General features: G+C 71.0%; 14 protein-coding genes. 2 read left to right on the top strand and 12 right to left on the bottom strand.

The window, feature by feature from the left end; all coding sequences use genetic code 11:
• The 10 genes from AMY39116_RS46495 to AMY39116_RS0341040 all read right to left on the bottom strand — a co-directional run.
• A partial coding sequence (locus AMY39116_RS46495) for a glycine zipper domain-containing protein (RefSeq protein WP_020423411.1) occupies nt 1-1,062 on the bottom strand: 1,062 nt, incomplete at its 3' end.
• 30 nt (nt 1,063-1,092) lie between these two features.
• Nucleotides 1,093-1,668, bottom strand: a complete 576-nt coding sequence (locus AMY39116_RS0341080) for a DUF3558 domain-containing protein (RefSeq protein WP_020423410.1) — start codon at nt 1,666-1,668, stop codon at nt 1,093-1,095.
• Between the two features lie 2 nt (nt 1,669-1,670).
• Nucleotides 1,671-2,063, bottom strand: a complete 393-nt coding sequence (locus AMY39116_RS0341075; RefSeq protein WP_020423409.1) for a hypothetical protein — start codon at nt 2,061-2,063, stop codon at nt 1,671-1,673.
• 147 nt (nt 2,064-2,210) lie between these two features.
• Entirely contained in the window at nt 2,211-2,669 is a 459-nt protein-coding gene (gene rplI / locus AMY39116_RS0341070; protein WP_020423408.1) for a 50S ribosomal protein L9, read from the bottom strand.
• A 14-nt stretch (nt 2,670-2,683) separates the two neighbouring features.
• Nucleotides 2,684-2,932, bottom strand: a complete 249-nt coding sequence (rpsR, locus tag AMY39116_RS0341065; RefSeq protein ID WP_020423407.1) for a 30S ribosomal protein S18 — start codon at nt 2,930-2,932, stop codon at nt 2,684-2,686.
• A 35-nt stretch (nt 2,933-2,967) separates the two neighbouring features.
• Nucleotides 2,968-3,459 (bottom strand): single-stranded DNA-binding protein, encoded by a 492-nt coding sequence (locus AMY39116_RS0341060; protein WP_017985887.1) that lies wholly within the window; start codon nt 3,457-3,459, stop codon nt 2,968-2,970.
• A 12-nt stretch (nt 3,460-3,471) separates the two neighbouring features.
• Entirely contained in the window at nt 3,472-3,795 is a 324-nt protein-coding gene (gene rpsF / locus AMY39116_RS0341055; RefSeq protein ID WP_020423406.1) for a 30S ribosomal protein S6, read from the bottom strand.
• Between the two features lie 81 nt (nt 3,796-3,876).
• On the bottom strand, nt 3,877-4,794 hold the full coding sequence (locus AMY39116_RS0341050; protein ID WP_020423405.1) for a hypothetical protein: 918 nt from the start codon (nt 4,792-4,794) through the stop codon (nt 3,877-3,879).
• 71 nt (nt 4,795-4,865) lie between these two features.
• Complete coding sequence (locus AMY39116_RS0341045) at nt 4,866-5,690, bottom strand: hypothetical protein (RefSeq protein WP_020423404.1); 825 nt, start codon at nt 5,688-5,690, stop codon at nt 4,866-4,868.
• A gap of 109 nt (nt 5,691-5,799) precedes the next feature.
• Nucleotides 5,800-6,618 (bottom strand): hypothetical protein, encoded by an 819-nt coding sequence (locus tag AMY39116_RS0341040; protein WP_020423403.1) that lies wholly within the window; start codon nt 6,616-6,618, stop codon nt 5,800-5,802.
• Nucleotides 6,619-6,714: 96 nt separating this feature from the next.
• Between AMY39116_RS0341040 and AMY39116_RS0341035 the strand changes: the two genes are divergently transcribed.
• Complete coding sequence (locus AMY39116_RS0341035; RefSeq protein ID WP_020423402.1) at nt 6,715-7,488, top strand: deoxyribonuclease IV; 774 nt, start codon at nt 6,715-6,717, stop codon at nt 7,486-7,488.
• Nucleotides 7,489-7,532: 44 nt separating this feature from the next.
• Nucleotides 7,533-8,150 carry a hypothetical protein gene (locus AMY39116_RS0341030; RefSeq protein WP_084506232.1) on the top strand — a complete coding sequence of 206 codons (618 nt, stop codon included), beginning with the start codon at nt 7,533-7,535 and terminating at the stop codon, nt 8,148-8,150.
• Nucleotides 8,151-8,152: 2 nt separating this feature from the next.
• Here AMY39116_RS0341030 and AMY39116_RS0341025 read toward each other — a convergent pair whose 3' ends face one another.
• Both AMY39116_RS0341025 and AMY39116_RS44415 read right to left on the bottom strand, forming a co-directional pair.
• A complete protein-coding gene (locus AMY39116_RS0341025; protein ID WP_020423400.1) occupies nt 8,153-9,700 on the bottom strand; it encodes a glycosyltransferase family 87 protein in 1,548 nt (515 codons plus the stop codon).
• Between the two features lie 36 nt (nt 9,701-9,736).
• Nucleotides 9,737-12,076 (bottom strand): transglycosylase domain-containing protein (locus AMY39116_RS44415; protein WP_020423399.1); only part of this gene is annotated, 2,340 nt, incomplete at its 5' end.

Below are 12,076 nucleotides of genomic sequence, written 5' to 3'. Positions count from 1 at the left end.
GCCCGCGGTCGCGCCCGTGCCGATCCCGGCTCCCGGCCCGAACCCGGCGCCGAACCCGGAGGCGCCGACGCCACCGCCGCCCGCACCAGCGCCACCGCCGAGGCCGGCTCCGGCGCCGCCACCGGGACCGAACCCGCTGGTGGAGGACGGCGTGTAGCCCGCCGCCGTGGTCCCGTCGAAGGCCGGGTTGTACCCACCCGAACCGGTGCCCGGCGTGAAGCCGGCGGGGGTCGGGGTCTTCGGCACGGTGGCCGACGGGTTGGTCGAGTTGAACTGCGGCAGGTCACCGGTGCTGGCCGGCTTGAAGTCGCCGGGCATGCCCGACGCGCTGGGCATGTTGCCGGCGCCGCCGACCCCGCCGGGCACCCCGCCCGGGACGCCGCCGCCGGAGAAGACGTTGCCCTGCCACGCCGTGTACTGCGGCATCCCGCCCGCGTTGTTCATGCTGGCCTGGTAGTAGGCGTTGAACGCGTCGACGTTCGCCTTGCCGCGCTGGTTGTACTGCTCGATCTGCTCGTCGACGTCCGACATCGGGTTGATGCCGTCCAGGAAGTTGCCGTCCGGCGGCTGCGCCGGCACCTCCTGGACCTTGGACTTCACGGTGTCGAAGGCCGCGGCCTGGTCGTTGAGGTAGGTGTGGCTCTTGCCGAGGTTCGTGGCCGAGTCCTGCAGCCAGATGCCCAGCGGGTGCGCGCCGGCCTGCGCCTGACCGGAGGCCATGCCCTTCCAGGCGTTGTCCATCAGGTCGTTGATCTGCTGGATGAGCCGCCCGCGCTCCTCGTGCACGCTCTTCAGGCTGTTCGCCGCGTTGGCGCCCGTGACCAGCGAGGTCGCGTTGCCAGGGCTGATCTGCTCCCAGATCTGCCGCGCGTCGATGGTGCGGCCCGCGATGTTGGCCTCGTGGTGCTCCGCCTCGGGCGTGCTCATCAGGCCGACGAGACCGCCGACGACCGCGCCGACCCCGGCGCCGACCGCCGTGCCGACACCCGGGACGACCGATCCGACCGCCGCGCCGACGGCCGCGCCCGTGGCGACGCGCCCGACCGTGTAGTCGTCAACCATGGCTCCACCCCTCCTGCTGCCGAATCTGCATCACGCGTCCCCCTTCAGGTGCTGAACCATCGCGACGGCGACCTCTTCGACGATGGGACAAGGATTCGTGGCGTTGGGCCCGACGAGGATGCTCGACGTGACCCCGACCGCCAGCTGGTCGGTGACCCCGACCCACAGCGCGCACGAGCCGTTCGGCCGGAGGTCGGCGTTGTCCGCGTACACGGCCGGGTAGCCGGCGATGGTCGTCGGCTCGAAGTACTTCGACGCTCCCCTGGTGGCGTACACCCCGGTCAGGCCGTTCTCCTGCACCGCGAGCGGCGAAATGAAGATCTTGTTGGCGTCGTGCGCGGCCGACTGCCACTGGCACCGCGAACCGGTCTGGCCCGGGATGACCTCGCCCGGGGTGGCGAGCCCGATGGCGCTCGCCTGACCGTCCGACAGGCCCGCGCACGGGTTGCCGGTCAGCGCGTCGGCGGCCAGCGGGGCCGGCACCCGCAGCGACGGGTCGATCGACGGGGCCGTGCTCGGTGCGGCGGCGGTGCCACCGCTCGACGAGCAGGCGGTGAGGAGTGCGGCGGCAGCCACGGTGGCGGCCGCCAGGCACGTGCGGATCATGCTCAGACTTCCCGGTACCGGCCCACCGACTGGTGCGTCTCGGCCTCTTGCTCTTCGACGATGCCCGCGGCCTTCTCCAGCGCCGCGATGTAGTTCTGGACGTAGTCGACCATCCGCTGGTGCTGGAGCAGGAGGGTCTCGCCGGAGGCCTTGGCCGCCTTGTTGATGAAGTCGCCGCTGGCGAACTCCTTGCCGGGGGGCGCGACGCGCGCGACCGCCTGCGCGTTCGCCAGGTCCGTCTGAAGGTCGTCGCGCAGCTCTTTCCACTTGCTGATCACGCCGCGCACCTCGTCCGGGGAGAACTGGTACCCGCCAGGACTGCCGTTGCCGCCCACCTGGATCGGTGCCGGCGGCGGCACCTCCGTGAGCCGGTCGGTCGGCTTCTCACCGGTCATCGCCAGGAACCCCCTACGTTCTCGCCGGTCCGCGTTGATCGCCCGGATTGGATGCTAGCGCAGGCCACCCGGTTCCGGGCCCGAACAGGAAAAACCGGGCAGGTCCCGCGAGCTGCGGAAACCTGCCCGGTTCTCCGGTTCGACGACCTACTGGCCTGCCTTCACCTCGAGGCGGACCGAGGCCTGCACGTCGGGGTGCAGACGCGCGTTCACCGAGTGCTTGCCGACGGTCTTGATGTGCCCGTCGGTCTCCAGGACGCGCTTGTCGAGCAGCGGGCCGCCCGCCGCCTTGATCGCGTTCGCGATGTCGGCGGTGGTGACCGAGCCGAACAGCTTCTTCGAGCCGGCGGCGGCCTTCGCGGTCAGCTCGACGGTGCCGAGACCCTCCAGCGCGGCCTTGACCTCACGAGCGTGGTCGAGGTCGCGGATGCGGCGGGACTCCTGCGCGCGTCGGATGGTCTGCACGTTCTTCTCGGCGCCCTTGGTGGCCTGGATGGCGTAGCCGCGGGGCAGCAGGAAGTTGCGCGCGTAGCCGTCCTTGACCTCGACGATGTCGCCGGGGCCGCCGAGGTTCGCCACGTCAGTGGTGAGGATGATCTTCGCCATGATGTGGTCCCTCCTCAGCGCGCGGTCGAGGTGTAGGGCAGCAGCGCCATCTCGCGGGAGTTCTTGACCGCGGTGGCGATGTCGCGCTGGTGCTGGCTGCAGTTGCCGGTCACCCGGCGGGCACGGATCTTGCCGCGGTCGGAGATGTACTTCCGCAGCAGGTTGGTGTCCTTGTAGTCGATGAGTTCCGGGTGGCCCTTCTGCTCGGCCTTGCAGAACACGCAGACCTTCTTCTTGGGCTTGCGGATGGGTGGCTTGGCCACGGTGATGCTCCTGGGAATTCAGTACGAGTGGTTGGTCAGAAGGGGGGCTCGTCGGCGAAACCGCCGCTGTCGCCCGCGGGCGGGGCGGAACCCCACGGGTCGTCGGCGGGGGCACCACCGCCGGTGTTCCCGCCGTAGCCGCCGCCACCGCCGCCGCTGCCGCGGCTGACCTTGTTCACCTTGGCGGTGGCGTAGCGCAGCGACGGACCGATTTCGTCGACCTCGAGCTCGACGACGGTCCGCTTCTCGCCTTCCTTGGTTTCGAACGACCGCTGCTTGAGGCGGCCCTGCACGACGACGCGGGCACCGCGCGTCAGGCTCTCCGCGACGTTCTCCGCCGCCTGCCGCCAGATGTTGCAGCGCAGGAACAGCGCCTCGCCGTCCTTCCACTCGCCGGACTGGCGGTCGAAGGTGCGCGGGGTGGACGCGACGGTGAAGTTCGCGACCGCGGCGCCGGACGGGGTGAACCGCAGCTCGGGGTCGGACGTCAGGTTGCCGACCACGGTGATGACGGTGTCTCCAGCCATGGGCTATCCGCCTCAGGCCTTCGCCGCGGCCTTGGCGGCCTTGCGCGGAACCGGCTTGCGGACGACCTTGGTGCGGAGCACGGTTTCCTGCAGCGACAGCTGCCGGTCGAGCTCCTTCACCGCGTCGGGCTCGCTGTTGAGGTCCAGCACGGCGTAGATGCCCTCGGCGTGCTTCTTGATCTCGTACGAGAGCCGGCGACGGCCCCACACGTCGACCTTCTCCACGCTGCCGCCGGACGTGCGGATCACGTTGAGGAACGTGTCCAGAGTCGGGGCGACCTTACGCTCGTCGAGCGTGGGGTCGAGGATGACCATCACCTCGTAATGGCGCGACACAACCACTCACCTCCTGTGGGCTTCACGGCCACGGGCTTTCCGTGGCAGGAGGGTTTGTCAATGGTCGAGTCTACGGGGTGGCTACGACAGTTTGCGCAGCACCCAGGTCCGCACCAGCGCGGCGCTCACCCCGGCCAGCGCCACGACCGCCAGGAGCATCGGCAGCTGGACGTTGCCGGAGGCCGGCTCGCCGCCGATCGCGCTGGCGTTGCCCGCGTTGCGCACGTCCGCCTGGTCGCCGGCGGAGGTGGACTGGCCGCCCAGCACGCCGACCTGCGGCAGCGCCTGGTCGGGCAGCGTGGCCGAGGACGGGTAGAGCGCGCTCGGCGGCACCGCGACGCCGGCCACCCCGGGCACGGCGGCCGGGATGTTGCCGTAGTTGCGCGGCGGGGCGGTGGCCGATCCGGTGCCCGAGATGCCCGGGACGGTCGTGGCCGCCGGGGTGCCGGGCGCGGGTGCGGTCGTGCCGGGCTGCGAGGAGGGGAGGCCGGGCTGGGAGTAGTTGTTCGCGTAGGTGGTCAGCCCGCAGTTGCCCGTGACCTTGTTCGTGATCGCGTCGAGGGTCTTCTTCTGCTGCTCGGCGCCGATGCCGAGGCCGACGGCGTACGGGTCGCCCGCGTTCTTCAGCGTGGTCGCGACGGCGGTGGCGATCGCGTCGCCCGCGATGGTGCCGCTGGCCGCGTTCGCCGGGATCTGGCCGACGGTGATCGCGCCCGCCTTGCTGACCGTGTCCGCGACCTTCTGCGGGTCCACGCCGTTGAGGTGCAGGAACCACTCCTGCTCCTGCGCGCCTGCCTTGACCACGCCCGCGAGGTCCTTGCCCTGCACGGCGACGCTGTCGCTGAGGGCGCCGATCACGGTGCCGGTGCACGCTTGCGACAGCACGGTGCTCGCCGACGCGGTGCCCGCGGACAGGAGCGAACCGCCGGCGATGGCCGCGGCGACGGCGGTGACGGTGAGCGCTCTACGGGTGGTCTTCATCAGGCCGGTGTTGCGCACGAGCGCGGACCTCCAGTGATCGCAGGCGTGTGTCCCCGGAAGGGATTAACGACGAGCGGACCCAAAGGATACTAAGCGGTAGCTCCGCGTAAGACCCACGAGCGTACTAGTGCGGCACTGACACCCGATAGAGCGACAACGGCGATGAGCATTGGTAGCGCGACGTTGCCACCGCGGTCCGAACCGCCCGGCAACGCCTCGGCCTGGCCCGCGTTCTGCACCGCCTGGCCGGACTGCGCGGGCTGGCCGAGCGCGCCGTACTGCGGCGCGTAACCCGGGATTTGGCTGCCGTAGCGCAGGCCTGGCGAGGGCGCCCACAACGCGGACACCGCGAACGGCAGGCCCGCGTAGTTGCGCATCGGCGCGTACGCGCTGCCCGAGCCGAACGGCAGGAGGCTGAAGGCCGACGGATCGCCGGCCAGCACGGGGCTGGTCGACCCGGGGATCGCGGCCGGCGCGGCGCCCTCGGTGCGGCCGGGCGTGACTCCCGGCGGGGTCTGCTGGTTGCCGCCGCCCGGTGGGGTCTGCGGCTGCGGCTGGCTCGCACCACCCCCGGTGAGGGCCTTGCCCGTCTGGTCGACCGTGCTGGTCAGGCCGTTGGTGGTGCCCGCGACCGCGCCGTTGACCGCGCTCGCCGCCGGCGCGCCGACGACCGGCAGCGGTTCGACGACCGTGTCCACGACCTTGACGGTGATCTGGCACAGCCCGCCGAGCAGGCCGCCGACGATCGAGGTCAGCCCGTCGGTGACGGTCTTCAGGCCGAGCGGGGTCTTGATGACGTCGCCGGGCTTGGCCGTCACGGTGTCGCCGCACTGTGCGCTGATCGTCTCCGCGCTCGCGGTCGCGGGCAGGGCGAGCGACACCGATCCGGCCAGTGCGAAAGCGGCGGCGCCCACCGCGGCGGTCCTGCGTGTCCGACCCTGCATCTTCGTCCTCCAGCGCGTCGCTACTGGTTCCAACGAAGCTAGGGCAGGTGCGTGACGCCCGCACGCCGGAACGTGACCGTCAGGCGCGGCGCATCCAGGCGCGGGTCAGCGCGGCGGCCACGACCGCGAGCGCGAACACCGCGATGATCAGCGGCAACCGGGCCGGCGTCGTCGCCGACGGCATCGCCTCGGCGGTTCCGGAGTTCTGCGTGACCACCGGCGGCTCCGTCCCAGCCGGTGGGACGAGCCCGGGCGCGGCGGGCGGGACGACGCCGGGCCGGATCAGCGCCGACAGCGGCGGCGTCAGCGGGACGATCCCGGACCCGGCCACCAGACCGCCGGTGACGAACGACGCGGGCACGATCCCGCTGTCCGGGGTCGGGCCGCTGGGCGCCGGGGTCACGTCCTGGCCGGGCTGAGGCGCGCCGGGCGCGGGCTCGCCGGGTTCACCGGGCGCGGGTCGGCCCGGGACGGGGTCGGACGGCGGGTCGAGCGGCTCGCCCGAGACGACGCTCTGCGTGGCCGCGGACAGGGTGTTCACCGTGCCCTGCACGCCGGGGCACAGCTGCTCGGCGGCCAGGTCGCCGACGACGGGCGCGTCCCCGACACCCAGCGTCTTCGCCAGGTCCGCGACCGGCAGCGCCAGCAGCGGGTCGCGCTGGTCCGGGCCGGTCGGGGCGGACTCGCTGCCGGTGCCGACGGTGAGCACACCGGGCTGGTCGAGCGGGGCGCCGACGTCGAGGGTGAGTGCATCGCCCGGCTCGTCCCGCAGGGTCGCCGCGCAGCTGCCGGCCAGCGCGGGATCGGCCTCCTCGGCGAACGCGCCCGGCGCGGCGAGCGTGGCCGACAGCGCCAGCACGAACCCGGCCACTCCGGCACGGCGCGCGGTCTTCCCCATGAGTCCCCCTCAGGTGTCACGGACCGCGCTCACGGTACTTCATAGCGTCCGCGAGGTTGGCGAGAACCGAGCCGATTCCGCCGGTAGCGTGGCCACATGCAGATCGGTGCGCACGTCCGTGACGACGACCCGCTGACCGCCGCGAAGGAGCGCTCGGCCGACGTGGTGCAGTTCTTCCTGGCCGACCCGCAGGGCTGGAAGAAGCCCGTCGCGCAGCCGCCGCGGGCGGACATCGAGGCGGCCGGGGTGGAGGTGTTCATCCACTCCCCCTACATCGTCAACGTGGCCTCCCTGAACAACCGGATCCGCATCCCGTCGCGCAAGCTGGCCGCCCAGCACGCGGCCGCCGCGGCGGAGATCGGCGCGAAGGGCCTGATCGTGCACGGCGGTCACGTCGGCCGCGGCGAGGACGTGGCCGAGGGCCTGGCGAACTGGCGCAAGCTGTTCGAACGGCAGGCGGCCGACGGCGGTTTCGCGGTGCCGATCCTGATCGAGAACACGGCGGGCGGCGACGGCGCGATGGCGCGGGAGATGGACGTGCTGGCGCGGCTGTGGGACGAGGTGGCCGAGTTCGGCGCCGGGTTCTGCCTGGACACCTGCCACGCGTTCGCCGCGGGCTGGGAGCTGGACGACGTGGTCGACAAGGTGCGGGCGATCACCGGCCGCATCGACCTGGTGCACCTGAACAACTCGCGCGACGAGTTCGCCTCCGGCCGGGACCGCCACGCGAACGTGGTGCACGGCGGCGGCACGATCGACCCGGAGGCGCTGGTGGCCGTCGCGGCGGCCGCGGGAGCGCCCGTGGTGGTCGAAACCCCGGCCGACGGCCAGGCCGACGACATCGCCTACCTGCGGGAGAAGCTCGGCTGACCCCTGCCATGATCGCGACCGCTGTCGTGATCGAGGGGGGAGAAGTGAAGAAGTTTCCGATCGTGCTGGCCGTCGGTGTGTGCCTGGTGGCTTCCGCGTGTTCGTCCAAGGGCCGGACGCCGCTGGACGACGCACCCAGCCCCGCGGCCGCCTTGCAGCAGCTGGACACGCTGGTCGTGGCGCCCGAGGACGTCGAGCTGCGGTACTACAGCTCCGACTGGGCGCAGTTCAAGGCCGCGCCGGACATGAAGCAGGGTTGCAGCGTCCGGGACCGGGTCCTGCGGCGGCAGGGCAGCGGGACGAAGGTCAAGGGGAGCTGCCGGATCACCGGCAAGTGGACCTCGCCCTACGACGGGCAGACCGTCAAGGTCGAATCGGGCATGGAGGTCGACCACGTGGTGGGCACCGCCGAGGCCAACCGGTCCGGCGTGCGCACCTGGTCGAAGGCCGACAAGGAGCGGTTCGGCAACGACGAGCGGTTCCTCGTCGCGGTGAGCAAGGGCAGCTACCAGCAGCGGAACGGCCAGGACCCGGCGCACTGGCTGCCCCGGGGCCACCGCTGCGAATACGCCGCGCTGTACGTGCAGGCCAAGGCCGCTTACCGGCTCACCGTCGACCAGGCCGAGAAGTCCGCATTGGCCGGCGTGCTGCGGGGCTGCTGATCTCAGACCGCGTGCCGGGCCCGGCGTCGCTGCAGCACCACCACGTCGCGGGCCCGGTCCAGCACCCCGCCCGCCGGGTCGTCGTCGCCCGCGGCGCGCACCAGGTCCTCGGCCGGGCGGTAGATCTCCCGCAGCACCAGCACGCACAGCCCGATCACGGCCAGGTCCCGCAGCGCGACGAACCCGAGGAACCAGTCCGGCGGCAGTCCCTTGTGGTCGGTGCCGAGGTAGTAGAACATCCGCGGCACCCACACCAGCGCGTCCAGCAGCATCCACCCGAGCAGCAGCCGCCACCGCGGGATCGCCAGCACCGCGAACGGCACGAGCCACAGCGAGTACTGCGGGCTCCACACCTTGTTGGTCAGCAGGAACGCGGCCACCACCAGGAAGCACAGCTGCGCCAGCCGCGGCCGCACCGGCGCGGACAGCCCGACGTAGGCGATCCCGGCGCAACAGGCCAGGAACAGCGTGCCGCTGACGATGTTCAGCCAGGTCGGCGTCTGCCCGGCCGCGAGCGGGCCGTCGAAGCCGGCCCAGCCGGTGAAGTAGGAGATCACGTTGTAGATCGAGTCCGGGTCCATCCCGCGTTGCGCGTTGAGCCGGAAGAACTCCTGCCAGCCCGCGTTCAGCGTGAGCGCGATCGGCAGGTTCACGGCCAGCCAGGTGCCGACGGCGGTGCCCGCGGTGACCGCCCACGGGCGCAGCTTCCCGGCGCGGATGCACAGGATGAGCAGCGGTCCGAGCAGGAACAACGGGTACAGCTTCGCGGCCGCGCCGAGCCCGATCAGCACCCCGGCGACCGCCGGTTTGCGCCGCGCCCACGCCAGCAGCCCGGTCGCGGCGAACGCGGTGGCCAGCGTGTCGAAGTTGGTGAACGCGTGCACCAGCACCAGCGGTGAGATCGCCGCCAGGCACGCGTCCCACGGTCTGCGGTTCGCGGTGCGGCCCACCGCCCACACCGTGACCAGCCAGGCCAGCGCGAGCCAGAACGCGGTGATGTTGAAGTAGATCGCCACCGGCAGCGCCCCGGGCAGCCACCCGGTGTCGGAGATCGCCTTCCAAGCCTGCGTGATCTTCGCGTTCGCCCACTGGAACAGCCCGGTCAGCACCGGGTACTCCATGTACCGCACGTGCGCGTTGGGCGTGCCGGCGTCGTCGATCCAGCTCGTCCGGTACGGGAACGTGCCGGGCTGGTCCAGCCGCTCGGCGCTGAACAGCGGCACGACGTCGCTGTAGCACATCGCGACGTACGGGCGGCCGGACCGCCAGTCCAGCTGGGTCTGCCCGTTGTCGTCGACGTACTGCTGGATGCAGCTGGCCTTGCCGAACCAGCACAGCATCAGCGCCAGCGTGGCCAGCGCCAGCCCGACCCGCTGCGGCGTCCAGAACCAGTGCCGCCCGACGGCCGCGTGCTCGCCGAGCGGTCCGCCGATCGGTCTGCTCGCGGCCGCGACCAGCGGATCGGTCCGGGACGGCGCGACCCGCTGACCGGCGTCGAGTGACGCCGGCGCGGGTTCGGCCGAGGTGGTCTCGTCGGTCGGGCTGGACACCCGCGCGATGTTACGGCCTCCGGCGTGAGCCGGGGATCAGCCGTTGTCGCGGGTGTTCGTCGGCCCGAAGTCGTCGCCGCCGGGGAACGTGAAGGTCGGCGTGTTCCGTGTCCGGCTCGTCGACGACTCCGTGGACTCCGGGGTCGTCGGCGTCGACGGCGGGGGCGACGACGGCGTGCTGGAGTTCGTCGTGCTCGGCCTGCTGGTCGACGGCTTCGTCGAGGACGACGCGTCGTCGCCGGCGGTCGCGCTCTTGCCGATCGGCGAGACCGTCGGGAACTTCTCGCTGGGCTTGCCCTTGAGGTAGTCGTTCAGGAACTGCTGCCACATCTTGGCGGGCAGCCCGGTCGACGAAACCGCGTTGCCGTTCTTGTCCCGCAGCGGCGTGTTCTTGTCACTGCCGACCCAGGACGCGACCGAGACCGACGGCGTGTAGCCGACCATCCACACCTGCGAGTTGTCCTTTTCCGACCCGGAGCCGTTGCCGGCGCTGGCGTCGTACTGCTGGGTACCGGTCTTGCCCGCGCACTCGTGGCCGCTCGGGCAGCTCAGCTTCGAGAACTCGATGACCGGCTTGAGCGCGTTGGTCACGTTGCCCGCGATCTGCTTGCTCTTGTTGGCGTCACCCTCGGCGAACGCCGGCTTCGGGTTGCTCGACGGCTGGTACACGATGTCGCCGCCCGGCGTGGTCACCTTCTGCACGAAGTGCCGGTCCAGGTAGGTGCCGTTGTCGGCGATCGTCGCGTAGCCGGACGCCATGTCCAGCGGCGACGCGGCGGTCGAACCACCGCCGAGCGCGATGTTGTTGTCGACGGCCTTCAGCGAGGTGACCCCGGCCTCCTTCGCCGCTTCGGCGACGGCCTGCGGACCGGTCACGTTGGCGACCATGTCGAAGAACACGGTGTTGGTCGAGCGCATCGTCGCCTCGGCGACCGTGCACTCCTTCGAGCAGCTGTTGGACGCACCCGCGTTGTTGATGTAGCGCGGGTTGCCGTTGGGCAGCACGCCGAACTGGCGGTGGGTGGTGCCGTCGAACGTCTCGCCGAGGCCCTTCCCCATCTTCAGGAACGCGACCAGGTCGAACGTCTTGAACGACGACCCCGGGTTGCGTGCCGTGTTGGCCCAGTCGATGTAGTCGGTCTTGTCGTTCGGGCCGCCGTAGTAGGCGATGACGCCGCGGGTCTTCGGGTCGACCGCGACCAGCGCCTTCTTCAGCTCCGCGGGCTGCCCCTGCATCACGTCGTTGACGGCCTTCTCGGCCAGCCGCTGCGCGTTGGGGTCGATCGTCGTGTAGACGTTGTAGCCGTTGGCCTGGATCTTCTCCTTGGAGTAGCCCGCGGCCTCCAGTTCGGCCTCCACCTGCGCCTGGATGAAGGCGTTGTTGCCGGTGATCGCCTGCGGCTTGGTCTGGTCCTTCGGCAGCGGCGTCGGGTACTGGGCGGACTGGCGGTCGGCCTGCGTGATCCAGTTGTACTTGAGCATCTGGTCCATCACGTAGTTCCAGCGCCACGTGGTGTACTCGGCGTTCTCCGACTTGCCGGGGCCCTGGATCATGCCGGCCAGCAGCGCCGCCTCGGACTGGGTCAGCTCGGCCGAGGTCTTGTTGAAGTACGCGTGCGCCGCCGCCTCGATGCCGTACGCGCCACGTCCGAAGTAGACGATGTTCAAGTAGGCCGTGATGATGTCCTCTTTGGACTGCGTCTGGTTCATCTTGAACGACTTGACCAGCTCGGTCGCCTTGCGGGTGAGCGTGGGCGCCTCGTTCTCGGTGGCCTTCTTGATGTACTGCTGCGAAATGGTCGAACCACCGCCGGTGCCGCCGGTCAGGTTGTTGTAGACCGCGCCGAGGATGCCCATCACGTCGAAGCCGTTGTTGGTCTCGAACGTCGCGTCCTCGGCCGCGTACACGGCGTGCTTGACGGTGTCCGGGATCTGGCCTGGCTTGAGGATCTGGCGGTTGCCGCTGTCCGGGATCTCCTTGCCCATGACGGAGCCGTCGCTGTAGTAGTAGGTCACCACCTGGTCCTGCTGGGCCAGGACCTCCTCCGGCGTCGGCACGTCGACCAGGAAGTAGGCGATCGTGAACGCGATCGCGGGCAGCACCACGAACACGCCGAAGAAGGCGTACAGGGTGCGCCGGATGATCTTCCAGCGCCGCTTCTTGCGCTGCTTCGGCGTCAGGGCCGCCTTGCCCTTCTTCCCCTTCCCGGTCTCCTCGGGCGCGTCGTCCTCGGGACCGGAGTCGTTCAGGGGCTCGTCGACGTAGTCGTCGTAGTCGTCGTGGTACCCGCCGGCGTGCAGCTCGGCGTGGGTGAGCAGGCCGGGCTCGGAGTCGCCCATGCCGGGACGGCGGCCGGCCGCGCCCGCGGCGGCACC

The sequence above is a fragment of the Amycolatopsis sp. ATCC 39116 genome, from assembly GCF_000231075.2.
Classification (GTDB): domain Bacteria; phylum Actinomycetota; class Actinomycetes; order Mycobacteriales; family Pseudonocardiaceae; genus Amycolatopsis_E; species Amycolatopsis_E tucumanensis.
This window is presented reverse-complemented; position numbering and strand designations above follow the sequence as displayed.

What these genes read in the sequence shown, in the direction of transcription:
- AMY39116_RS0341080 (WP_020423410.1), bottom strand. Translation starts at nt 1,668, where the DNA reads ATGATCCGCACGTGCCTGGCGGCCGCCACCGTGGCTGCCGCCGCACTC.
- AMY39116_RS0341075 (WP_020423409.1), bottom strand. Translation starts at nt 2,063, where the DNA reads ATGACCGGTGAGAAGCCGACCGACCGGCTCACGGAGGTGCCGCCGCCG.
- AMY39116_RS0341060 (WP_017985887.1), bottom strand. Translation starts at nt 3,459, where the DNA reads ATGGCTGGAGACACCGTCATCACCGTGGTCGGCAACCTGACGTCCGAC.
- AMY39116_RS0341040 (WP_020423403.1), bottom strand. Translation starts at nt 6,618, where the DNA reads ATGGGGAAGACCGCGCGCCGTGCCGGAGTGGCCGGGTTCGTGCTGGCG.
- rplI (WP_020423408.1), bottom strand. Translation starts at nt 2,669, where the DNA reads ATGGCGAAGATCATCCTCACCACTGACGTGGCGAACCTCGGCGGCCCC.
- AMY39116_RS0341035 (WP_020423402.1), top strand. Translation starts at nt 6,715, where the DNA reads ATGCAGATCGGTGCGCACGTCCGTGACGACGACCCGCTGACCGCCGCG.